20 protein-coding genes are annotated in these 22,925 nt (G+C 36.9%); 5 read left to right on the top strand and 15 right to left on the bottom strand.

Going from position 1 to position 22,925, the window contains the following annotated elements; translation table 11 throughout:
- Nucleotides 1-146: 146 nt before the first annotated feature.
- Together BMY85_RS10035 and BMY85_RS10030 are read left to right on the top strand one after the other, a co-directional pair.
- On the top strand, nt 147-2,246 hold the full coding sequence (locus BMY85_RS10035; RefSeq protein ID WP_092478145.1) for an efflux RND transporter permease subunit: 2,100 nt from the start codon (nt 147-149) through the stop codon (nt 2,244-2,246).
- A 12-nt stretch (nt 2,247-2,258) separates the two neighbouring features.
- A complete protein-coding gene (locus tag BMY85_RS10030) occupies nt 2,259-4,505 on the top strand; it encodes a hypothetical protein (RefSeq protein WP_092478144.1) in 2,247 nt (748 codons plus the stop codon).
- A 135-nt stretch (nt 4,506-4,640) separates the two neighbouring features.
- Here BMY85_RS10030 and BMY85_RS10025 read toward each other — a convergent pair whose 3' ends face one another.
- The 7 genes from BMY85_RS10025 to papB all read right to left on the bottom strand — a co-directional run bounded on the left by BMY85_RS10025 (nt 4,641) and on the right by papB (nt 11,882).
- A complete protein-coding gene (locus BMY85_RS10025) occupies nt 4,641-5,180 on the bottom strand; it encodes a hypothetical protein (protein ID WP_143066362.1) in 540 nt (179 codons plus the stop codon).
- A gap of 137 nt (nt 5,181-5,317) precedes the next feature.
- Nucleotides 5,318-6,004, bottom strand: a complete 687-nt coding sequence (locus tag BMY85_RS10020) for a class II aldolase/adducin family protein (RefSeq protein ID WP_092478142.1) — start codon at nt 6,002-6,004, stop codon at nt 5,318-5,320.
- A 16-nt stretch (nt 6,005-6,020) separates the two neighbouring features.
- Nucleotides 6,021-7,127, bottom strand: coding sequence for an S-methyl-5-thioribose-1-phosphate isomerase (gene mtnA / locus BMY85_RS10015; RefSeq protein ID WP_092478141.1), 1,107 nt, complete (start codon nt 7,125-7,127; stop codon nt 6,021-6,023).
- Between the two features lie 34 nt (nt 7,128-7,161).
- Nucleotides 7,162-8,421, bottom strand: a complete 1,260-nt coding sequence (gene mtnK, locus BMY85_RS10010) for an S-methyl-5-thioribose kinase (RefSeq protein WP_092478140.1) — start codon at nt 8,419-8,421, stop codon at nt 7,162-7,164.
- A 171-nt stretch (nt 8,422-8,592) separates the two neighbouring features.
- Complete coding sequence (locus BMY85_RS10005) at nt 8,593-10,263, bottom strand: ABC transporter ATP-binding protein (protein ID WP_092478139.1); 1,671 nt, start codon at nt 10,261-10,263, stop codon at nt 8,593-8,595.
- Between the two features lie 72 nt (nt 10,264-10,335).
- Nucleotides 10,336-10,491 (bottom strand): hypothetical protein, encoded by a 156-nt coding sequence (locus tag BMY85_RS15665; protein ID WP_177180741.1) that lies wholly within the window; start codon nt 10,489-10,491, stop codon nt 10,336-10,338.
- A gap of 20 nt (nt 10,492-10,511) precedes the next feature.
- A complete protein-coding gene (papB, locus tag BMY85_RS10000; RefSeq protein WP_092478138.1) occupies nt 10,512-11,882 on the bottom strand; it encodes a PapB family radical SAM/SPASM ranthipeptide maturase in 1,371 nt (456 codons plus the stop codon).
- 347 nt (nt 11,883-12,229) lie between these two features.
- Here papB and BMY85_RS09995 point away from each other — a divergent pair, with 347 nt between their 5' ends.
- Both BMY85_RS09995 and BMY85_RS09990 read left to right on the top strand, forming a co-directional pair.
- Complete coding sequence (locus BMY85_RS09995; protein WP_092478137.1) at nt 12,230-13,810, top strand: cellulase family glycosylhydrolase; 1,581 nt, start codon at nt 12,230-12,232, stop codon at nt 13,808-13,810.
- 242 nt (nt 13,811-14,052) lie between these two features.
- A complete protein-coding gene (locus BMY85_RS09990; protein ID WP_092478136.1) occupies nt 14,053-16,038 on the top strand; it encodes an RICIN domain-containing protein in 1,986 nt (661 codons plus the stop codon).
- Between the two features lie 92 nt (nt 16,039-16,130).
- Here BMY85_RS09990 and BMY85_RS09985 read toward each other — a convergent pair whose 3' ends face one another.
- From BMY85_RS09985 to BMY85_RS09975, 3 genes are all read right to left on the bottom strand, one after another.
- Nucleotides 16,131-16,331 carry a hypothetical protein gene (locus BMY85_RS09985; RefSeq protein ID WP_092478135.1) on the bottom strand — a complete coding sequence of 67 codons (201 nt, stop codon included), beginning with the start codon at nt 16,329-16,331 and terminating at the stop codon, nt 16,131-16,133.
- Nucleotides 16,332-16,440: 109 nt separating this feature from the next.
- On the bottom strand, nt 16,441-18,561 hold the full coding sequence (locus BMY85_RS09980; RefSeq protein ID WP_092478134.1) for a peptidase domain-containing ABC transporter: 2,121 nt from the start codon (nt 18,559-18,561) through the stop codon (nt 16,441-16,443).
- Nucleotides 18,562-18,614: 53 nt separating this feature from the next.
- Entirely contained in the window at nt 18,615-18,869 is a 255-nt protein-coding gene (locus BMY85_RS09975) for a hypothetical protein (RefSeq protein ID WP_092478133.1), read from the bottom strand.
- 184 nt (nt 18,870-19,053) lie between these two features.
- On the opposite strand from BMY85_RS09975, the gene BMY85_RS09970 reads away from it, so the two are divergent.
- Complete coding sequence (locus BMY85_RS09970) at nt 19,054-20,532, top strand: radical SAM/SPASM domain-containing protein (protein ID WP_092478132.1); 1,479 nt, start codon at nt 19,054-19,056, stop codon at nt 20,530-20,532.
- 131 nt (nt 20,533-20,663) lie between these two features.
- Here BMY85_RS09970 and BMY85_RS16075 read toward each other — a convergent pair whose 3' ends face one another.
- The 5 genes from BMY85_RS16075 to BMY85_RS15655 form a co-directional block, all read right to left on the bottom strand.
- Complete coding sequence (locus BMY85_RS16075) at nt 20,664-20,798, bottom strand: hypothetical protein (protein WP_278280406.1); 135 nt, start codon at nt 20,796-20,798, stop codon at nt 20,664-20,666.
- A gap of 18 nt (nt 20,799-20,816) precedes the next feature.
- Nucleotides 20,817-20,987 carry a hypothetical protein gene (locus BMY85_RS15660; RefSeq protein ID WP_177180740.1) on the bottom strand — a complete coding sequence of 57 codons (171 nt, stop codon included), beginning with the start codon at nt 20,985-20,987 and terminating at the stop codon, nt 20,817-20,819.
- A gap of 77 nt (nt 20,988-21,064) precedes the next feature.
- Entirely contained in the window at nt 21,065-21,913 is an 849-nt protein-coding gene (locus tag BMY85_RS09965) for a formate/nitrite transporter family protein (protein ID WP_092478131.1), read from the bottom strand.
- A 111-nt stretch (nt 21,914-22,024) separates the two neighbouring features.
- Nucleotides 22,025-22,447, bottom strand: a complete 423-nt coding sequence (locus tag BMY85_RS09960) for a C-GCAxxG-C-C family protein (RefSeq protein WP_242939719.1) — start codon at nt 22,445-22,447, stop codon at nt 22,025-22,027.
- 290 nt (nt 22,448-22,737) lie between these two features.
- On the bottom strand, nt 22,738-22,925 hold a 188-nt coding region (locus tag BMY85_RS15655; protein WP_177180739.1), incomplete at its 5' end, for a hypothetical protein.

Genomic DNA, 22,925 nt, shown 5'->3' with positions numbered 1-22,925 from the left:
TTTATTGTTTTTATACATAAAAACAAAAATAATAAATAAATTTATTAAGAGAAATATTGACTAATAGTCATTTTTGTAGTATAACCATTTTAGAATAAAAATGAACGATAGTCATTTTTAAATTATTTCTTATAGGAGGAAATACAATGATTCATTTTGGAAAATTTATTTCAAAGCACGCCAAGCTAATATTGCTTATCTGTCTGGTGCTTCTTATTCCAGCTACTTATGGAATGATAAAAACCAGAATTAATTATGACGTGTTAAGTTACCTTCCTGACAACTTAGAAACTGTAAATGGACAGAATATATTACTTGATGAGTTCGGCATGGGTGCTTTTTCTATGGTCGTCGTGGAAGACATGGAACCAAAAGAGGTACAAAAACTTGAACAAAACTTAGAAAAAATCCAGCACGTAAAAGATGTAATCTGGTATGATGATGCACTAGACATCAATGTTCCAGTCCAGATGCTTCCTTCCGAAATAAAGGATGGCCTATTTCAAGGAAATGCAACGATGCTTATTGCATTGTTTGATGATTCTACTTCCAGTGACACCACCATGGATACCATTCAGGAAATGCGGAAGGTAGTAAGCAGACAATGCTATGTAAGTGGCATGTCCGCCGTTGTAACAGATATCAAAGGCTTATTCAATCAGGAAATGCCGATATACGTTGCCATTGCCGCTATCCTTTCCTTAATCGTTCTGATGCTTACTATGAACTCATTATTAGTTCCTGTTTTATTCCTGTTAAGTATCGGAATCGCTATTTTATATAATTTAGGAAGCAATATTTTCTTAGGTGAGATATCCTACATAACACAGGCATTAACTGCAATCCTGCAGCTTGGTGTTACAATGGATTACTCTATCTTCTTATTAAATAGTTACGAAGAAAATAAATTAAGATTCCCAGATGACAACCAACGTGCTATGTCACACGCAATCAGCAACACCTTCCAGTCTGTAGCCGGAAGCTCTGTTACTACCATCGCTGGTTTCATTGCTTTATGCTTCATGTCCTTCACATTAGGAAAAGATATCGGAATCGTAATGGCGAAAGGTGTTATCTTAGGTGTTATCTGCTGCGTTACTTTACTTCCATCCTTAATCTTAGTGTTTGACAAAGCAATTGATAAAACCACTCACCGCAGCTTTGTTCCAAGCATGGATAAAGTAAGTGCTTTTATTACCAGACACTATTTCGTGTTCTTCCTTATTTTCGTAGTTCTGCTTTTCCCAGCAATCTACGGCAATAACCATGTAAACGTATATTATAGAATTGACGAGGCATTGCCAGCAGATCTGCAAGGTGCTATTGCCAATAAAAAATTAGATGAAGATTTCCAGATGAACTCGGTTCATATGGTACTTCTGAAAAATGGATTATCTGCCAAAGACAAATCGCAGATGCTAGATAAAATGGAAAATATTAAAGGGGTTAAATGGTCACTTGGCTTAAACAGTCTGGTTGGTGCTAATTTCCCTGAGTCTATGCTTCCCAAAGAAGCTACTTCGAAATTAAAGGGAGAGCATTATGAGCTGGTATTTGTCTGCTCTGATTATAAGACAGCCACTGCAGAATCTAACCAGCAAGTAAGCAAAATCAACGACCTGATTAAAACTTATAGTCCTGAATCCATGATTATTGGTGAAGCGCCATTAACCAAGGACTTAGTAGATGTAACAGATACGGATTTTAAAAATGTAAGCATTGCATCCATTGCCGCAATTTTCGCAATTATTTTAATTGTATTCCGTTCCATCTCGATTCCATTTTTACTAGTTGCGGTAATTGAGTTTGCTATTTTCATTAATATGGCATTTCCATATTACACAGGCGTTACGATTCCATTTGTATCTAGCGTTGTTATTGGAACCATCCAGCTTGGTGCTACTGTAGATTATGCTATTTTAATGACTACAAAATACCAGAAAGAACGTGTCAACGGAAAATCCAAGAAAGAGGCAGTTGCCATCGCCCACCGTTCTTCTATTAAATCCATATTAATCAGTGGATGCAGCTTCTTCGCCGCTACCTTTGGTGTAGGCATGTACTCTAAGATTGATATGATCAGTTCTATCTGTAACTTGTTATCCAGAGGTGCTGTTGTCAGTACAATTGTTGTAATCTGCATCTTGCCTGCTATGTTTATGCTATTCGATGGTTTAATCATCCATACATCTTTGGGCTTTCGTCCAAAGAAAACAGAAGGCATTGCACAGGTAGTTTCAAAATAAGGAGGAATTTTTATGAATCGAAATAGACAAATTAAGAAAATATGTACTGCAGGTCTTACTGCTGCTTTAGCTTTAGGAGTTGGCATAACTGGATTTTCCTATGCCAGCAATTTAAACGGAACAGTAAGAGAAAACCAGACGATTATTACAGAAACAGCTAAAGTGAAAGCTGCTGGAAACAAAATAGCAGACAACCATGCCTCAAGCCAAAATAGTTTATGGAAGGACGAGGCCGTATATGCCCTTGCAGATCCAAGTGGTGCAATCTCTGACATTACTGTTGCAGACTGGTTAAAAAATGCTGGTGGAAACGGCTCCTTATCTGACATTTCCAATTTAACGGATATTGTAAATACAAAAGGAAACGAAACCTTTACCCAGAACGGCTCTAACATAACATGGGAAACAGGCAATGAAGATATTTACTACCAAGGAAAATCTTCTGACTCCCTTCCAGTAGGGGTAACCTTCACTTATAAATTAGATGGCAAGAAAATCAAACCTGCTGAACTTGCTGGTAAAAGCGGTTCCTTAGAGATTCAGATTAAATATGCTAATTACACCAAAGAAAAAACTACTATAAATGGAAAAGGTGCTGAACTTTCCACTCCATTTGTTATGGCAACTGCCCTATTACTTCCTACAGAGACATTTGCCAATGTACAGATTGATAATGGCAGAATTTTATCTGATGGAGATAAAGTGGTTGCAGTTGGCTATGGTATGCCAGGTATGCAAGAAAGCCTGGATTTAAGCAAAGAAATTAACCTTACCATACCAGACACTGTAACTTTAACAGCTGATGTAACCAATTTCACAATGGGTTCCACTTTAACTTATGCGTCCTCTGACCTGTTAAATGATTTCAGTGGAGATGACATTTACGATGTGGATTCTTTAAAGAAAGATTTAGAAGATCTAAAGGATGCTTCTAAGAAACTTGTAGATGGTTCTGGCGATTTAACTGACGGCTTAAAGACTTTAAAAGATAAATCTGGTGAATTTGCAGACGGCGTTGATGCCTTAGCAGATGGAATTCATAAATTCTCAAAGGGTATTGATACCTTAAAAACTGGTATCACAGAATATACCAACGGTGTAAGTACTTTAGTGAACGGAACCAAAGCATATGTAAATGGTGCTGGCGACTTATGCAATGGCATCACCGATTATACAAACGGTGCAGATACTTTAATTGCGGGCATCAGCACATTAAGCGGCTCTTTAACTGCAATGCCTGACCAATTGAAAGCGCTGTCCAATGGCTATTCCCAGGTAATGGACGGCATTAACCAGCTTGCTTCCAAAGATAATATGACTGCTCTATCTAATGGTGCTTCCAGCTTATCTGATGGTATTACTGCTGCTCACAATGGTTTAACTGCTATTGAAGGTGGTGTTAGCCAGATCAACAGCTCTTTAGCACAATTAGAAGAAAGTTTTAGTAAAAACCAAGCAATTATCACTGGCTTAAAAGCTGCTTTAGCTGCAGTAAATGATGCTGCTGCCAAACAGCAGTTACAAGGAATCATTACTTCCTTAGAAACCCTTTCCACACAACAGAAAACAGCTATTAGCCAGTTAAAAGCTTCTACTTCTAGTGATTCCCAATTAGGAAAAGGAATCCATGCATTAGTGAATACTACTGATTCTAAAGGCCAGTTAAAAGGTGGTGCAGAACAGTTAAAAGGTGGCATCACCAAGTTTGGTGCTGGTGCTGCAAAACTGCAGGGTGCACTTCCTCAATTGCAGCAAGGTACCAATAAATTTGCCGAAGCTACAAAACAGCTTCCTTCTGCTTTAAATGCTTTAACTAGTGGTGCCAATAAACTCGGTTCTAACAGCAAGGCATTACGCCAAGGTGCTTCCAAGTTAAAATCCAGTGGACAGACTTTAATTGCAGGTGGCAACAAATTAACAGCTAACAATGCTACACTGAAAAATGGTGTCAATCAGTTATCTGCTGCATCTGGCCAGCTTCTTGCAGGCAGCAGCAAATTATCTGATGGAACTGTGCAATTAACCGATGGTATTGGAAAGTTATATGACGGTTCTGTAACATTACATGACGGCATGAAAACTTTCGATAAAGACGGCATTCAAAAGCTTTACAACACAGTAAACAGTGATTTAAAAGGTGTTCTTGACCGTCTTGACGCATTAAAAGAACTAGGTAACCAGTACACTTCATTCTCTGGTAAATCTGATTCCATGGGCGGTGCTGTTAAATTCATAATTAAGACAGATGAAATTAAATAGTTCTGTATTTTATAATATACGATAAAAAAACCTGAGGCCCCTAACAGTTTCTGTTTGGGACCTCAGGCTTTTTTCATGTTCCATTTTGTAAATAGAACATAGGCATATCTGAGTTGTCGCTTACGTCTTTAGAACTTATTCCACTTCTTTGGAATTCTTGAGCAAAAAAAGTATATTGCGTTTAGCATATTTACAAACAATGTTCTTGCTAATACAAAATCGTAGAAAAATTAAAATAATCCATATTGAAAGCATAAATATTATCACACTACTGTAATGAATTACAACTCCTGTGAGAATAGAAAGTGCTACAATGTACGCAGTTAAGAACAACAAACCAGCAAGAAAAAAAACGTTTAATCCTCTAAGATAAATTTCTTGTACTCTCTTTGTTGAAAAACCATAATATTTAAGAATTCCCATGTCCTTTTGCTGTATTTTATAATACGAATTAAATGAGAGAATTAACTGAATAAGTGATACTAAAAATATTGTTGTGGTATCAGATGTTTTTTTATAATAGTAGGTATTACTTGAATCAGCATTTATAGCTGCTTTAGCTGTCATTTCAGTTCCACATAACATAATACCTGCTAATGTCAAACAGGCTAACCTTTTTTGTATACGATTGAAATTTATTACTTTACCTTCCTTTCTTTTACTTAATGCTATCATATATAATAGCATTATTTTATATTAATATGATATTTTTGTCAAATTTTATTTATTTTTACAATAATTAACCCCCTAAGAATGTAACTTCCTTCTTATTGCTCCTTAAAGAGATTCTTTATAACTTATATTTTCTCCCCTTAACTTGGTCTTCCTCCTCTTTTAATCCCAAGGCTCTGCCGTATTGCTATAAGCCCATCAACCTGTTCATCTGTAAATTCATTTGCTTTCCCAATAATATATCTGGTATTGAGCAGGATATTAGCGAAATATTCGAGGGATTCCATTCTGTAATAAGCCTGCATCAAATCATCCCCCCAGGTAACTGCCCCATGGTTTCCAAGTAATACTGCATTGTACTCTTTGCAATAAGGTGCAACAAAATCCGGAACATCATTGGAGCCTGGCATAGCAAATGGAGTACACGGAACAACACCTAGCTGTACAACACCTTCCGCTAAAGTTCTGCTATCTAACGGAATTCCAGCAATGGAAAATGAGGTAGCCACTAATGGGTGTGCATGTACTACTGCACGGATATCTTCATTTTCTTTATAAATTCTTAAATGCATCTTCACTTCACTTGAAATCTTATAGGTACCTTCTATTACATTTCCATCCAGATCCATCTTACTAAGCATCTCTTCTTTCATAAATCCTTTACTTACGCCAGTTGGTGTTGCCCACACTTCATAATCAGACACTTTACAAGTAATATTGCCATCGTTGGAAACAACATAATTTTTCTCATACATACGGCGTCCAACTTCCAGGATTAAATTTTTTGCTTCCTGATCCGAAGGATATTTTTTTTGTTCATTGCTCATATTTTTTCTCCTATCCCTATCTTCCAATACCTAGTTCTTTAAATGCCTTATCATAAGGAGCATGGCATATTCCTTTTTCCGTAATAATACCAGTAATCAACGAATGATCCGTCACATCAAACGCTGGATTAAAAACATCCACGCCTTCAGGAGCCATCCGTTCCTTATACCACATCTTTGTAATCTCATCTCCATCTCTTTGTTCAATAGGAATCTTATCACCCGCTGGTGTTTCCATATCAATTGTAGAGCTTGGTGCACACACATAGAAAGAAATGCCATAATGCTTTGCTAAAATAGCTACTCCAGAAGTTCCAATCTTATTTGCCGCATCTCCATTGGCAGCGACACGATCACAGCCCACAAAAATAATGTCGATTTTCCCAGATTTCATTAAAATGGACGCCATATTATCACATTGCAGGGTTACTTTAATTCCAGCATGATGCAGTTCAAATGCTGTCAGACGTGCTCCTTGTAATAAAGGTCTTGTTTCATCACAATAAACATGCAGCTCCTCTCCAGCCCATCCATGTTCCAGCGCCATATACATAGGTGCTGTTGCTGTCCCGTATTTTGCAGTGGCTAACGTTCCTGCATTACAATGGGTTAGAATCCCTATTTCTTTTCCTTCTTTTTTTCGTTCTTTAAGAAGTCCAAAACCATATTCACCGATCTTTCTGCTAATCTGTACATCTTCTTCCCGAATGTCAGCCGCTTCCTTAAACAGAATTTCTTTTATTTCATTAACGGATTTCTCTTCATTTTTCTTCACTGCGCTGTCCATACGATTAAGTACCCAGAACAAATTAACTGCAGTTGGCCTGGAAGATGCCAGATAGTTTTTCAGCTCTCCAAATTCTTGATAAAATGAGGAAAAATCCTCTTTCTGAATTCTGGATGCAAGCAATGCAATCCCATATGCTGCACAGACACCAATAGCAGGTGCCCCGCGGACTCTCAGCTTCTTAATCGCTTCCCATATTTCTTCCTTTGTACTCAAATTAATTCTGCGAATGGTTCCTGGCAATAATGTCTGGTCAATAATATTTATACTCTGTCTGTCTTTTTCCATTGAAACCGTTAGCACCTGTTCAAAAAATTTATCTGACTTGTAATCCATTGTCTGTTGCCTCCTATCTTATAGCAAAAGTCTGCTATATTGTTTTTCTTGCTTCTTCCGCTGCTCTGTTTACTGCATTTACAAAATCAATTCCCTTTCGGAAAGAAGCCTGATGTAAGATAAAATCTTTTCCTGCAAGAATGTTTATTCTTTCTGCAAGCAATCTCTTTTTTTCGTCCTTAATGCTCGTTACATCAACGACATTTGCCATCCCGACAGTCCTTCTATGAAGTTCTGTTCCTGCATAGCCTGCTGTATCATTTAGGATATTTTCAATATACCATTGTTTAAATCCCTTTACCTGTGCCATTGGCTCTGTGACTTTTTCATCATACATTTTTTCAAATTTTGCCACAAACAGATCTATGGTTTCTTCTATTGTCTTCAATGTCCAGTCACAGAACCCATTATCCTCGGTGGATAGTCCGTTCACATAAGCAAAAATCAGATTTGCTACAACATTTCCAATATCATATCCCATAGGTGCGTAAGTACCAAATTCGCAATCAAATATTTTGGTTTCGGTATCTTTTACAAATACCGATCCTGTATGTAAGTCTCCATGAAGCAGTGCCTGTGCATCTGTCATAAATTTGAACTTCAGCTTGGCAACAGCTAGATGAAGTGCTTCATCTTCATAGAGTTCCTTTTGAATAAATTCCCTATTCGGTGCAAAGATATTATTTCGTTCTGCTCCAAGATATGGTTCCATGAGCACAAGCTTTTCTGTAATGTCATCCAGATCAGGTGTGATGAATTTGCGGACAAGTTCTTTCTTCTCTCTATGATCCATCACAATATCACTAGAAAGCAAGAGGGTTTTTACCAGAAAACTGGAAATGTCCTCAGCAAACTTCGGATACATTTTATGCGCTAGCATCCCATTTCTCATAACTTCATAATCGCTGCAGTCTTCCATACCACATGCACACATTACCGTATCATAAAAATAGATATGAGGAACCATTCCAGGTGCCATAGCCTCCTCTAGCTTAAGGATCTCTGATTCCTGTCTGTTCCGGTCAAGTGTCGCTGTCATGTCTTCTGAAATACGAAGAGTATCTCCTGCCTGTTTTATGTATAACCGATTCCCTTTTCCATCTGTAACCTGACATACATGATTTAAGTTTCCATGTTCCAAAGGAATTTTTGCTTTCATAGAATCCACATCCCAGTCAATCTTTCCTGGTTCAGTCCCTTTGGTTTTTAAAATTGTGTATTCAATAATTATTTTTTCTGTTGTCTCTGGATCATCTTCTTGAATCATTAAAAAGTACTTTGTAAAATCTCTCATCTCACATTTCTCCTTTTTATTCAATGCAATAACTCTTGCTAAATCTATTTTAATCCATTGGGGAATTTTGGTCAATTAATATAAATTATTCCAGAGTGCTGAATCTATTGACAGAGAGAATGATAACTACTTTAACCTTCCTGTCTCCATTTCTATCTCATATGAGAAACACTATCTTTCCTGCTTTATCAAGCTTCCATCATTTAATTCATATATGTAGTCACTAATTTCCAACAGTTTTGGACGATGCGAAACATTTATAATTAATTTATGTTCTTTCAACTGTCTGATTACATTACAGATTTGCAGTTCACTTTCTGCATCTAAGTTCGCAGTAATCTCATCTAGAAGATATATTTTTGCATCAGCCAGCATGCCTCTTGCAATTACCATCTTCTGCTTCTGCCCTTCCGACAGGAGAATTCCCTTGTCCCCAATGACTGTATCAAGTCCATCTGGGAGGGTTTTTATGAACTCCCATAATGATACCTTTTTACAGGCTTCCTTAATATCTTCATCTGTTGCATTCTCATTTCCTATCAGCAGATTCTCTCTCAATGTTAATGTAAACAAGGATGTCTGCTGGAAAATATAGCATACGTTTTTATATAATGCCATCGGTGGAATATTCCGCAATTCCACATCTCCAAGATAAATATTTCCCTGGTAACTTCTATATAAACTACTTAATAAATTTAAAATAGTTGATTTTCCACTTCCATTTTGTCCCACTATAGAAACCATTTGATTCTGCCCAAATGATGCATTTACATGATTTAAAACCAGCACATCAGGCTCATATCCAAAGGAGATATCTTCTAACTGAACCTCTTTTGAAAAACAGGTTTCATAGTTTTGATTCTCCGGCATTTCAGGCTCGTTTTCCGTTTTTTCTATGATTGCCTGTACTCTATCAAGGGATACTTTTATTTCCTGAACATCCGCATTCACCATCGAAAGCCTTAATAAATACTTACTTAAGGAACTAGAATAGGTCCGAAATGACACAAGTCCCCCTACCGTTAACTTTCCATAAAATATCTGCAAAATACCTAATACGATAATAAGAATACCGATGAATGAATTAATCATCTGAATAAGCAGGGAACCTTTTCGATTGTACTCATTTCTCTGGTCCAGACAACGATAGGTTTTGGTAACCTTATCCTCAAAATACTCCTCTGCAAACTGATTGGCTCCAAACAACTTGATTGTCTTCATATTTACCAGTACTTCATTGACAAATGTCAGGTATTTATCCGTGACTGATTTACTCTCTTTTGTTTTCTCCTTAATTTTCAAACCAAATTTTTTAAATAAAAATATGTTAATAGGGAAGGTACCAAGAAACAGCAATGTAAGTTTCCAGTTTATTCCGATCATAATTACTGCCGTAGCTAACGCAGATGCGATATCCACTCCAAGAGAAACGATTAATGTTAATATCCTAAAAAAAACTTCTGCGTCCTTTTGCAGCGTGTTAACTAATTTTCCTTTTTCAACATGAACGAATTTTTCATAGGGCATATTCAGTATTTTCCTAAAAATTCTCTTTTTTGCATTTGCTTCAATATGTATGGAAAGCACAAATTGAACCCTTTGGGTAATATAATTTAAAAAATTTCCCATAATATCAATCCCTGCAATTATGAGAATCAGTATAATGAGCTTATTACGATGGTGCAGGCTGTCAATTAAACGACCAAATAACAGTGGCTGACAGGATTCTACTATGGTACTGGCAATCAAAAGAAAAATTAATGAGAATAGGCGGATTCGATTCACCTCTAGCATCTCAATCCAGTTTTTCAATAGATTTATTCCGTTTTTTATAGCCTTCAATGTTTTTCTCCTTTAAAAAATGGGGGAATCTCAAATGAAAATCCCCCATTGATAATTATGTACTTGGCAATATTAATCGAAGTGGAATCTGCATCCGTGACGGCTGTCAACAAAATTATCACAAGAACTGCAGACATCATGGTCTGTTGAATCACAAACTACACACCATAAATTTCCGCCAGTACCGATGATTTTTTCATCACATTTTTCATTTAGTCTTTTAAACACTTGTATCACCTCCCTTCAAATTACTCTCTTATTAGTCCAAGCTTCTGTTTTTCTTTCTCCGTCAGCCTTATATAAACTTTAATTAAATGTTCGAATCTTTTTAAATAAAGATTGCATATTCTCTTAGGTGATTCCATTACCTTACCAGTCACCATATAATTTTCATGAGGACATCCGCCTACACATAGATTTCTTGCCCAACAGTTTTTACACTGTTCATGGCTTGATAATACAATTTCCGATTTGAATTTCATATTGTCCACTTTACCATCTAAAACACTGCCTAATTTATACTCCTTGCTATTGACGAAACGCTGGCATGGATAGACATCACCATGTATATCAATTGCAAATGACTTTCTTCCAACTCCGCAAGCCATTGAACGCGAAAGACCTTTGTGAATTCTTACCAGATTACTTAACAGTATTTTCATTTTGAGCGCTTTATCATATTGTTTTTCCTTAATCAGCCTTTCGAATTCGCCTATGAATTTCACTTCCTCATCCGCTAATTTCTCGTAATCCTCTTCTGACAAAAGGTTATATGCAGGTGCAAATGCTATGGAACCAAATCCCAGTGAATCCAGATGATAAAAAATTTCACTCATATTAATATTCTTGCTAGTCATGGTTGCTCTGGCTGACAAAAGTCCCTTTTTCCTCATACTTGATGTATTTTTTATTACATCCTGATAAGAGCCTCGCTTATTGGCATAAAATCTGTTTTCATTCTGGGTTTCCTCGTCACCATCAATACTTATCTGTACTCCAATCTGATTCTCGATTAGATACTTTTCAATCTCATCATTTATTAAGGTACCGTTAGATGTCATGCTAATATAAATATTCTTGTCCGCTTCCTTTTCCCTTTTCCTTATATACGGCACTAATTCCTTAATTAACGGAAAAGCAATTAACGGTTCACCGCCAAATAATGCAACTGATAAATCCTTCTCAGTACCTGACTGCTCAATTAGAAAGTCTACTGCTTTTCTGGCAGTCTCTAAGGATATCTTTCCTCTGTCAAAATATTCTCCGCCTTCGCCATAACAATAAGTACATCGCAGATTACACTCCTGCACTAAAAGAATCGTAATGGATAGTATATTCTCATTTTGAAGTAATTCCTGATTCTCTTCTCGTTCTCCTGCCTGGCTGCTACATATAAATTTAGCCTCTCTCATATCACTTATAACTTCTTCAAACTCTTCGCTGGAAAAAAGGGATTTTACATTCTCTTTTGCTTGTGCAATGGTCTTTCCCTCTTGTTTTATCAGCTGATAAGTTCTGTCATCAATCTGAAATATCTCATTACTATCGATTAGATAAATATACTTATCCTCTTGTTCTTCAAATATTTTATATGTATTGAAATATAACTTTTCACTCACTAGTTTTTACCTCTTATAACGTATTTTTATTTATAAGTTACTATAATTGTATCTTTATGTCAATTGTCTTATTGTAAAAGATATTGACAGCTAAAAAGTAAACTAATTTAGACTTATATGTCACTTCTGTTTTTATTTCACAAATTATTGGTAAATTTTCTCATATATTTAGTAGCATATTTAACAAAACTGTCCCATTTAAAAAAAGCAAGTATTTGCTTATTGCACAAAAATGACCTAATGCAATGCTATATATAACAAAAATAATAGTAAATATCTATATACAATTGACTATATTATATTATGATTTTATAATTTTTATATAACAAACAAAAGGAGGAGTACAAATGCGAAAATCAAGTTTTAAAGCGTTCCGTACCGTAGCTGCATTAGCATTATCCGCTATGTTAGTAGTTGGATCATTTCCTAACAAAGCCGTAAAGGTAGACGCTGAAAGCACAACCAACAAAACCGCTACAGAAGTTGTAGCCGATATGACAGCCGGATGGAACATCGGTAACACATTAGATGCTACTGGAACATCAGCTCCAGCAAGAAGTTCTAATGAAACAGCCTGGGGAAATCCTGCTGTAACAAGACAATTAATTGAAGCAGTAGGTGCTGCTGGCTTCAACACAATCAGAGTTCCTGTTTCATGGGGACAGTACACAACTGGTTCCAACTACCAGATTCCAGATTTCTGGATGTCACGTGTTAAGGAAGTAGTTGACTACTGTATCGACAATGGTATGTATGTAATTTTAAATACACATCATGATACAAACTATTATTCCCCAACAAATGCAAGGAAATATGAGTCCGAAAAATACTTCAAATCCATCTGGACTCAGGTGGGCAATAAGTTTAAAAATTATGATTCCCACTTAATTTTTGAAACAATGAACGAGCCAAGACTTGTAGGCACAAGTGATGAATGGTGGTTCCCTCGTAATAATCCAAGTAATGCTGTAAGAGAAGCTATTTCTTGTATCAATGATTATAATCAGGTAGCTTTAGATGCCATTCGTGCAACAGGCGGTAACAACGCAACAAGATGTGTCATGGTTCCAGGTTACGATGCTTCTTATGATGGATGTATGGTAGATTCCTTTAAACTTCCTAGAGATTCCGCATCTGGAAGATTAATTGTGTCTGTACATGCTTACACACCATATGATTTTGCTCTTAATGCAAATGGAACTAACACCTTTACTGACAGATCTGCTCTTGATTCCCTATTCTCTGATTTAGGAAGTAAATTCCTATCTAAGGGAACACCAGTTGTAATCGGCGAAATGGGTGCATCTAACAAAAACAATACATCTGAAAGAGTAAAATGGGCTGACTACTATTGGAGCCTTGCTGAAAGATATAACAACATTGCCCTTTGCTTATGGGATAACAATATTTACTACAACCCATCTGACGCAGGCGAAGCACATCAGTACATAGATCGTAGTAATCTTCAGTGGAAAGACCCAGCAATCATCCAGACAATTATGAAACACGTTAATGGTACTCCAGCAAAATCTGACAAAACTTCAAGACCAGCACCTTCCGTTGCACCTAGTCAGAGACCTTCTGCAGCACCTAGCCAGAAACCTTCTTATGCACCTTCTGCAGCACCTTCTTATGCACCTTCTGCTGGTGGATTAAAAGTAGTGCCTGTATTAAATGACTGGGGTTCAGGCTTCGAATATCAGATTACTCTTAAAAATGAAGGTGCAACCGTAAACAACTGGCAGATCAAAGTAAAGAAATCCGATATGAAGATTAATAATTCCTGGTGTGTAAACATTGCAGAAAGTGGCGATTATTATGTAATCACACCAATGTCATGGAATGCTGCAATCGGCAGTGGACAAAGCATCACTTTCGGGTTACAGGGTTCCAATAGAAATGGTCAGGTATCATTTTTATTAAGCTAATGGAATATGATATGAATAAAAAAGACATTGCATCAGGAGACTGGTGTGGTGTCTTTTCGTCTTTTTATCAAGCATCTTACACTCCCACAATTGAACCTTCCCCCAAAAACAGTTACAATATAATAAGCCTATACAGAATTTTCACAGGATTCTTATGGATACATCAAAAACCTGATCCAATCCATTCCTATTTCAATTGTGAATGGACAATTGAATGAATTAAACCGAAAGGAGTATTTCCCATGAAAAAATTTAAATCTGTTTTTTCATTTTTCATTGCATGTATCCTTATCATTGCATCTACTGTTACAACGGTATCGGCATATGGTCCTTCTACTCTTTACAAAGCTCCACAGGGAGTGCCAGCACCAGGAGTTCTTTATGCCCGTGCCATACAGGCCAGCAGTGGAAAAATGTATGCAACCTTTGAACAATACACCACTGGAGTCTCTGTATTTCCTATTTTCCAGAGTATTGATAATGGTGCAAGCTGGAAAAAAGCTGGAGAGGTAAAAGATACCCATAAAAATGTAGGTATGAGATGGGAACCTCATCTTTATGAGCTTCCTGAAGCAGTGGGTTCTATGCCTGCTGGTACTTTGCTATGTGCAGGACTTGTACTTCCTTATGACCGTTCTTTCTGCGAAATTGACCTTTATAAGAGCAACGACGAAGGAAAAAACTGGACTTATGTAAGCACCATTGCCGAAGGAAAAGCGGCATGGCCTGGTGGTGATCCCATCTGGGAACCTTGCCTTCTGGTTGCCAACCATAAACTTATCTGCTATTATTCCGATGAACGTGACCCAAATCATGGCCAGAAACTGGTTCACCAGACAACAGCTGACGGTATCCATTGGAGTTTTGTTGTAAATGATGTCGCACTAACCGATAAAACACAGCGTCCCGGAATGGCAGTGGTATCCCGTATGCCAAATGGAAACTATATTATGACCTATGAAATTGTAGGAATCGGCGGTGCCTATTACCAGATTTCTTCCGACGCTGAAAAATGGAATGTCACAAGTACTGGTACTAAGTTTGGCAACTCTGGCTGTCCTTACAACTGTGTTCTTAACAACATGACCATTTTAAGCTGTGCTGGTTCAAATAATATTTACATAAATGGAAATAGTGGTATTGGCAGCTGGCAGCAGGTAAACTGTGTCATTGGCACAAGCTATTCCCGCTGTCTTGTCCCATTACAGAATAACAGGCTATTCGCCATTGGTGCTGGATGGAATGGAAACAGCCTTAACAGTGTCATTTACGGAGATATGCAAGTACCTGGAGTAGCAGCTGGTACTACACCAAGTATTGCTCCAAGTCCCTCCTTTGCTCCTGCTGCCACTTTAAAAGAAGGCTGGTATCGATTGAAAAATGTACATTCCTCTAAATACCTTCAGGTAAAAGATAACGTGGGAGCTGATACCCAGAATGTTGAAATCGGCTCATTTTCCAGCTTAGATGGGCAGAAATGGTACCTAAGCAATACTTCAGATGGAGCTATTACTTTAAAAAGTGCATTAGGAGATTTTATGCTAGATATTTTCCGTGGTGAAAATGAAGATGGAACTAATGTTGAAATATATAAATCCCAGGGACATACACCTCAGAAGTTCTTGCTTTCTTCCACTGATACGAAAGATGTTTATACGATTCGTACGTTGGCAAGTAATGGTACCAAATCCATTGATGTTACTGGCTTCTATACAGCAGATGGCACCAATGTCTGCCAGTGGACTTCAACAACAGGTGCCAATCAGAAATGGATTTTTGAACCTGTAATAACAGAAGCGGTTACACCAGTGCCATCGCCTGTTCCTTCTGCTGCTCCATCTAAGGAGCCTGTTAAGGAACCATCAAAAGCTCCTGAAGTCCCATCTGATAGCAGTCTTAAGATTACAGCTGATGGAAAAGGCTGGGATGGTGGCTATAATATGAACTTTACATTAAAAAACACAAGTTCCCAGAGCATTTCTGACTGGAAACTTGTGTTAGACGTAAAAGAAATTTCTATTTCTTCTATCTGGTGTGCAAGCAAAAGCCTAGAAAATTCCGAGATTATCCTTATCCCAGAAACTTATAATGCTTGTATTAATGAAAATAGTGCCACAACATTTGGTTTTAGTGGCAATGGCAGGCTGCCTGCTTCCTTACACTATAAACTGTTTTATAAGCAAAATAATGTCTGGAAGTCTATTACTGATAGTATTACGTTAACATAAACTGCGTGTTTTTGATGTAACAAAGACTCCTGTTTCTAGGCTGTATAGGCTTTTATTCCACATAAATAATGTTAATAACGACATCACTATTATTATGCAAGATTTTCAGGAATTGTTGGCACTCCATAACAAATATGGATTCCTGGTTTTACCTTTTTGCTTACTGTTACGTCATTTACTTTAATTGCAGTTGCACTTCCACCATATGTATTTTGTAATTCCTTAGAAGATAATGTTTCAATAGCCGCATATTTCTCGTCCATTTTTTTCAAAGAGTCTTTTAAATGTTTCATCTTTTTCACCTCCTAATATAATTTCATATATACCTGACGGTATAATACTACCATAGTATAAATCGAATTATTTGTCAATCATCACCCTTATTATCCATACCGTGATTTTTTACTCTGTTTTGTGCATTTCCACTTTTTCCAATTTTCCCTTCTCCATACGGTATATGGCATCGCAATCAGAGAAAGTCTGTATCTTATGCGTAATGAAAATAACTGTTTTCTCTCTAAATTCATGATAAAGAATATGCTTGATATCCTTTTCTGTCTCAGAATCAATATTGCTCGTAAATTCATCTAATACAAGAATCTCAGGATTCTTTAATAAAGCCCTAGCTAAAGCAAGTCTTTGCCTTTGTCCTGAAGAAAGATTGGAACCGCTTTCCTGTAATACCGTATCATATCCAAAAGGCTGTGATTCAATAAAATCATGTGCCTTTATAAGCTTGCATATCTGAATCATCCTTTCCTCAGAGACATCCTTTGTCCCGTAAAGCAGATTATCCCTTATCTTTTCACTAAAAAAGAATGTTTCCTGATTTACATATCCTATATTGGCACGGACACTTTTATATCCAAGAATTACAATATCCGTTCCACCAATCGTAATTCTGCCTTGATCCACTGGATAAAATCCGAGAAGCAGTTTGAATAACGTTGACTTTCCAGAACCATTTTCACCAATAACAGCAATTTTTTCTCCCTGCCTGATTTTCAAGTTCACGTGATCTACATGTGTAACATCCAGTCGATAACCAAATGTTACATCCTGAAAGCAAATGTCCCCAGATACTACAGCATCCTTCTCTTCCTGCTCTTCCTCATCGCTCATTTCCAAAACCTCATTAATACGGTTTCCAGCTACAATTGCAGTCTGGATTTTAGGCTGCATATTCACAATGCTAATGATTGGTCCTGAAAAATACTGGAACAGGGAATAATACAGCATTAACTGGCCAACAGTCATTTTTCCATCCATTACATTGATCCCGCCAATCCATAAAATAACCACACCGCCAATCAAGTCAAATACTTGCTGCATTGTAGCCTGCAAGGTAATATCCTGTCCATAATGCAGTACACAGTCTAACAGTTTCTTAAGGCTCTTTTCGTTATTCTTCTTCATCTGTGCTTCTAGGTTGTACGCTTTAACCGTTTCAATTCCTTTAAATGTTTCAATGAGATTAGATGACAGTTCACTGCCATATTCCATCCACATAGTATTATAACGCTCGAATTTATCATTAAACAGTGATACCAGAAGCAAATAAAATGCAATCGTAACAATCGCCCAAATAAACATTGCCAAATGGACACGCCATAAGACAGCCATTCCCACCAGAACTAATATTCCGTCTACTACAAGGGTTATGACTACTGTTGAGATTGCTTCCTTCACATTGTCTGCATCTCGAAACCTGCTTACTAAATCACCAGCTTTTCTTCTTTCAAAGAAATGCATGCCGAGCTTTAATACCTTATTCATATAAGATGTCTGAAGATGCAGTTCTATTTTTCTGCTTAGATGCAGTATCAAAAAAGATCGAAGCATATTCAGACCGAATTGAAGCAGATATGTCAACAGGATTCCTACCGAAAACATGGTAAGCAATGTTTTTTTCTGATGAGGCAGAACAGAATCCAGTAATAATTTATAATAAAGAGAGCCACTTAATCCCAGTACGGAATATACTGCTGATAATATCAGTGCTCCTGTTAATAATCGTTTTTCTCTCATAATCAGGTTCCAGAAGAACGCTTTGGTTGTACTTTTATTGGTTACAAACCCTTCACCTTTTTGAAATCTTACCAGAACTCCTGTCCACTTATAGCGAACACCATTTACTTCATTTTCTGACTCTCCCAAAAAATCTTCTAACTTTATTTTCAAAACACCCCTGGCTGGATCCCCAATCCAGATGTATTTTTCTGTTGCCTTATATACGACTACATAATGGTACAGGTGATTATTCACTATTACATGTGCGATACAAGGATATGTAATCTGGGATGATAATAACGCATATTTATTACAGCGGATCGCATCTCCATCTAAACCAATTGCTTTAGCTGCCCTTAGAATGCCATCAATATTTGTTCCATTTAAATCCGTTCCTGAAAGATCTCTTGCCTTCGCCACACGGAAATGATACCCGTAATAATGCGCTATGGAAACAAGACATGCTGCTGCGCAATCTGATACATCATGCTGTTTTTCACAATAATATCCCATATAAACCTCTATTCTATAAAGTCCTGTCTGTAAAACAGACAGGACTTTTCTGATTATTCAAAATCTAAGTTTTGTGGTACTCCATACATCAATTTAATACTAGGTACTCCATATTCTGCCACTACTGGTACTCCATATTTAGATGTAATAGGGAAATCTGGCACACCATATTTTAATATTGGAGGTACTCCATATTTTAAAACATATTTTGTACCACCATATGTACCACTTTTATCCTCAGCGGATAAAGCTTCAACTTTCACATACTTTTCGTCAAATTTTTTCATGGAATCTTGTAATTTTTTCATAATTTTCACCTCCTATTTGATTAATTTGTACACCAACTGTACAATTATAACATATCGTAAATCCAAAAGATTGTCAATTACTTGTTCATAAATTCCATTGCTGTTTTTTCATTGCCAATTCTGTTACAATATGTTAATGTTATTTATAGGGAACTAATTAATACATAAAAAAAGGAGTAAAAGTATGGAATATAATTTATTAGGTGGGGTTTGGGAAATGACCATGGCATGCAATATGCGATGCCAGCACTGTGGTTCTTCCTGTAAAGAAAAACAAGACGATGAATTAAATACAGAAGAGGCACTAGATCTATGTCAGCAGCTTGCCGATCTAGGCATGCAGTTTATCACTCTTTCTGGTGGTGAATTAACATTACGTGATGACTGGGATACCATAGCCAAAAAATTAACAGACCTTGGAATTGCCACATCTATGATTACCAATGGATGGCTTATGGATGATGCCTTAATCCAAAAAGCCAAGGATGCTGGTATTCAGACAATCGGTATCAGTGTTGACGGTATACAAAAAACCCACGATACAATCCGCAGGCCTGGTTCTTACGAACGTAACATTACAAATATGGGTAAAATCCGTAATGCTGGCATGAATGCCTGTGTTGTTACAACAATCCATGAAGGGAACTTCAACGAATTAGAAGATATGTATCAGGATTTCTTAAAAGCAGGTGTTAATATCTGGCAGGTACAGCTTGCATTGCCTATGGGAAACTTCACGCACCATAAAGACCTTTACTTAGAAAAAGAACGTCCAGCCCAGATTATTGACTTCTGTCATTCCAAAAAAGACGGTCCAATTAAAATGTGTCCTGCTGACTGTGTTGGTTATTTCACAGTAAAAGAAATTGAATTACGTGAAGCTGTTTATGGTTCTAAATCATGCTGGCAAGGATGTCATGCTGGAAAACATTCCATCGGTATTCTTTGCAATGGTGACATTATCGGATGCACTTCCATTCGTGGAAAAGAATACATTGAGGGAAATATCCGTAAAACACCTTTAAAAGAAATCTGGGAATCCCCTGACAGCTTTAAATGGAACCGCCAGTTAAAAAAGAAAGATTTAAAAGGCTTCTGTCATGACTGTGTGTACGGAGATACCTGTCTTGGAGGATGTACTAACACAAGATTTACATATGGCGGAGACATATACAGTGAAAACGAATACTGTGCATATCATTATGATATGAGGGAATGTGTTGAAACAATTAATGCTTGTGATGATAAAAAGGAATTAACGGAATTTGCACAGTCTTGTGCTGGCAACGGACATTATCAGCAATCTATTCTGGCTACTAAAAAATTAATTGAATTAGATCCTGAAAATCTGCACTATCAGGATTTATTCGCATTCCTTCATTACCAGATAAAAGATTTTGATTCCTGTATTGAAATTAATCAAGGCATTCTTGACAAGGATGCTTCCTATAACAATGCCAAAAAAGGACTTGGACTGGCTACCTTTATGAAAGGTGAAACAGATAAAGGGATTGCGTTAATTCGTGAATCCTTAGAAACTGGCACAGCAGATAATTACAGTGACCTTTATAATGTTCTCCTATCTGTTGGAAAAGAAGACGAAGCTGCCGCTGTAAAAGAACAGGCAATGGAAAGATTCTCAGTGGATATCACCCAGCAGTAATTATGTTTATGTAACAGAATATTATAAAAAATGCCTTCCGGCTAAAACTAATCGGAAGGCATTTTTTATATTTTAAACTGTTCCTAGTATCTAGTACATACTCTGCTTTTACAAACCAATTCAATCCTATTCTACACATCATTATGTGCAATGGATTTTCGTTTGGCATTAGGATTTTTATTCATATTTTCCTGTGTAATAGGAATCTGCCCATTACACTTTTCCATTCTTGCTTTTTTGTTATCTGGCTGACTATCCTTTGGCATAACGAAACCTCCTGTCTGCTACTGAAACTTATCACCTGTTTTATAGTCATCTCTAGCCCAGTCTGGTGCATGAATAGGACCTGCCTTGGCATTTCCTGTCTTTGCTTTCCCTTGAATTTCACCCACATCTGCTGCTTCATTATGGGTATGTTCTGGACCATCAGGTCGTCTCATTCCTTTTTTCGCCATAGAAACCTCCTATTAAAATTTTTATTAGTATGTGTTTCTACAGTGAAAATTATTACCTTCAGGTTTCGACATATTTTCTATGCATTCTTTTTGCTTTTCATGCCAAAGATAATATAGAAAATACCACCAACAAAAAGTGCTCCACCGATTATATTGCCAATTGTAACGGGAAGCAGATTCTTCACAAATATGTTTTGAATATTAATATCTGCAATCTGTGCATCTGTTAAATGAAATACTTCTTTTGCCTGTGCAGCATAAGCATCGTTAGATTTTGCCATAAAGCCCGCTGTTAAATAATACATATTAGCAACGCAATGCTCAAAACCAGATACTACAAAAGCGAAAATAGGAAAGAAGATAGCGAAACATCTGCCACCGATATCTTTTGCTGCTGCCGCCATAAGCACAGCACCACAAACAATGATATTACACATGATACCTGATGTTACGCCCTGCATGGCACTTAAATGTACTTTACCAGCAGCTACTTTGATTGTATAGGCACCAAGCTGTCCACCACTCATATCAAACTGGCCTGACTGAAACACAAGAAAGCTAACGATAATTGCACCCAAAAAGTTACTAAAAAAGATTGTTAACCAGTTTAAAAGCATTTTATGCCAGGTAATACGTCCATCCACTGCTCCCATAAACAGAAGACAGTTACCTGTAAATAATTGTCCTCCAATAATCAGGATTAACATAAGTCCCACTGGGAAAATGGTTCCTGCTACCGTTTTCGCAAGTCCCGCATTTGTCATTCCATGTACTGCTACATTACTAGCTTCTCCACCAATTGCAATAAATGCACCTGCTAACAAACCAAGTAATACAACTTTATAAAATGGCTGTCCTACTTTTCCTGAAGCCTCATTTAAGTTGTTTTCAATAATTTCATTTGGTTTAAAAAGTCCGTTATTCATTTTTTTGCATTCTCCTTTACTCATCCTCACCATACCATTATACGGCATTGTTTCGACAATTCAAGCATAAAAAACTTTTTTTACACGAAACTGAGGATTTTGTAAAGAAATCTATTCTTCACTTGCAAATACTGCTTTCTGCGCGATACGAACGGCATCTTCAATACATCCGCTGCAGGAACGAAGTACTTGCCTAGTTTCAATTCCTTTTAACTCTTTGCAGATGGAAGATCCATTCATTTTTTCAAATTCTGCAATAATTTCTTTGGACATTTTATATGTAGCCCCTTTTGTTGTTACATTGTCTGTTCCCTGGCTGTTTTTCAGGCCTGCAAGCATAATGGCTCCTGTAACAGCTCCACAGGTAGACTGAACACCCATTCCACTTCCAAATCCTTCTGCCATACGGAATGCCATATCTTCATCTAACCCTAATTCTTTGCAGAATGCACATACAACAGCTTGACAGCAGTTGTACCCGCTCTGATGGTTCTTACTTGCTATTTCTACAAATTTATCTGTTTTTACACTCATTTTTGTTCTCCTTGTAAATTGTTTTTTTGCCATTTTATCATGTTTAGAAGGGATTCTCAATAGGAAAAAAGTGTCCTCGCACTCTCAATCTTGAGGGAGAAGAGACTTTTCTAATGCAATCTTGGTTGCAATGCCGAACAGGTGTTGCTGTTTTTTAGCGACTGACTTCCTTACCCATTCGTGCACATCTCTTTTCAGTAATAATTAACTTAATGTGATAACATTTCTTATCTAGTAAATCAGAAAAAGAAGTGCTACACGTTTCTGGTATAGCACTTTTAAGTTTTTTCTTATTCTTTTACATGTCTTTCATTTATCTCATAAGTCTCATATAATTCCATCTTATTCTTTTTTTCAAGTGACCTATAAGCACAAACCATAACCGCATTTCTTTGTTCTAATGATAATTCACCATGTTCAAATCCTAACAGCATAGGCTGGTTTGCTCCAATCAGCTTTTTAGGTTTTGTTTTATACC

The organism is [Clostridium] polysaccharolyticum (assembly GCF_900111595.1).
Lineage (GTDB): Bacteria > Bacillota > Clostridia > Lachnospirales > Lachnospiraceae > Clostridium_AI > Clostridium_AI polysaccharolyticum.
This window is presented reverse-complemented; position numbering and strand designations above follow the sequence as displayed.

Bases quoted from the DNA above. Each gene is read 5' to 3' on its own strand.
- BMY85_RS10035 (WP_092478145.1), top strand. From the start codon at position 147: ATGATTCATTTTGGAAAATTTATTTCAAAGCACGCCAAGCTAATATTG.
- BMY85_RS09980 (WP_092478134.1), bottom strand. From the start codon at position 18,561: ATGGGATATTATTGTGAAAAACAGCATGATGTATCAGATTGCGCAGCA.
- BMY85_RS10025 (WP_143066362.1), bottom strand. From the start codon at position 5,180: ATGATAGCATTAAGTAAAAGAAAGGAAGGTAAAGTAATAAATTTCAAT.
- BMY85_RS09990 (WP_092478136.1), top strand. From the start codon at position 14,053: ATGAAAAAATTTAAATCTGTTTTTTCATTTTTCATTGCATGTATCCTT.
- mtnK (WP_092478140.1), bottom strand. From the start codon at position 8,421: ATGAGAGATTTTACAAAGTACTTTTTAATGATTCAAGAAGATGATCCA.
- BMY85_RS10030 (WP_092478144.1), top strand. From the start codon at position 2,259: ATGAATCGAAATAGACAAATTAAGAAAATATGTACTGCAGGTCTTACT.
- mtnA (WP_092478141.1), bottom strand. From the start codon at position 7,127: ATGGATTACAAGTCAGATAAATTTTTTGAACAGGTGCTAACGGTTTCA.
- BMY85_RS09970 (WP_092478132.1), top strand. From the start codon at position 19,054: ATGGAATATAATTTATTAGGTGGGGTTTGGGAAATGACCATGGCATGC.
- BMY85_RS09995 (WP_092478137.1), top strand. From the start codon at position 12,230: ATGCGAAAATCAAGTTTTAAAGCGTTCCGTACCGTAGCTGCATTAGCA.
- BMY85_RS09985 (WP_092478135.1), bottom strand. From the start codon at position 16,331: ATGAAACATTTAAAAGACTCTTTGAAAAAAATGGACGAGAAATATGCG.
- BMY85_RS15660 (WP_177180740.1), bottom strand. From the start codon at position 20,987: ATGGCGAAAAAAGGAATGAGACGACCTGATGGTCCAGAACATACCCAT.
- BMY85_RS09975 (WP_092478133.1), bottom strand. From the start codon at position 18,869: ATGAAAAAATTACAAGATTCCATGAAAAAATTTGACGAAAAGTATGTG.
- BMY85_RS09965 (WP_092478131.1), bottom strand. From the start codon at position 21,913: ATGAATAACGGACTTTTTAAACCAAATGAAATTATTGAAAACAACTTA.
- BMY85_RS16075 (WP_278280406.1), bottom strand. From the start codon at position 20,798: ATGCCAAAGGATAGTCAGCCAGATAACAAAAAAGCAAGAATGGAAAAG.
- BMY85_RS10020 (WP_092478142.1), bottom strand. From the start codon at position 6,004: ATGAGCAATGAACAAAAAAAATATCCTTCGGATCAGGAAGCAAAAAAT.
- BMY85_RS09960 (WP_242939719.1), bottom strand. From the start codon at position 22,447: ATGAGTGTAAAAACAGATAAATTTGTAGAAATAGCAAGTAAGAACCAT.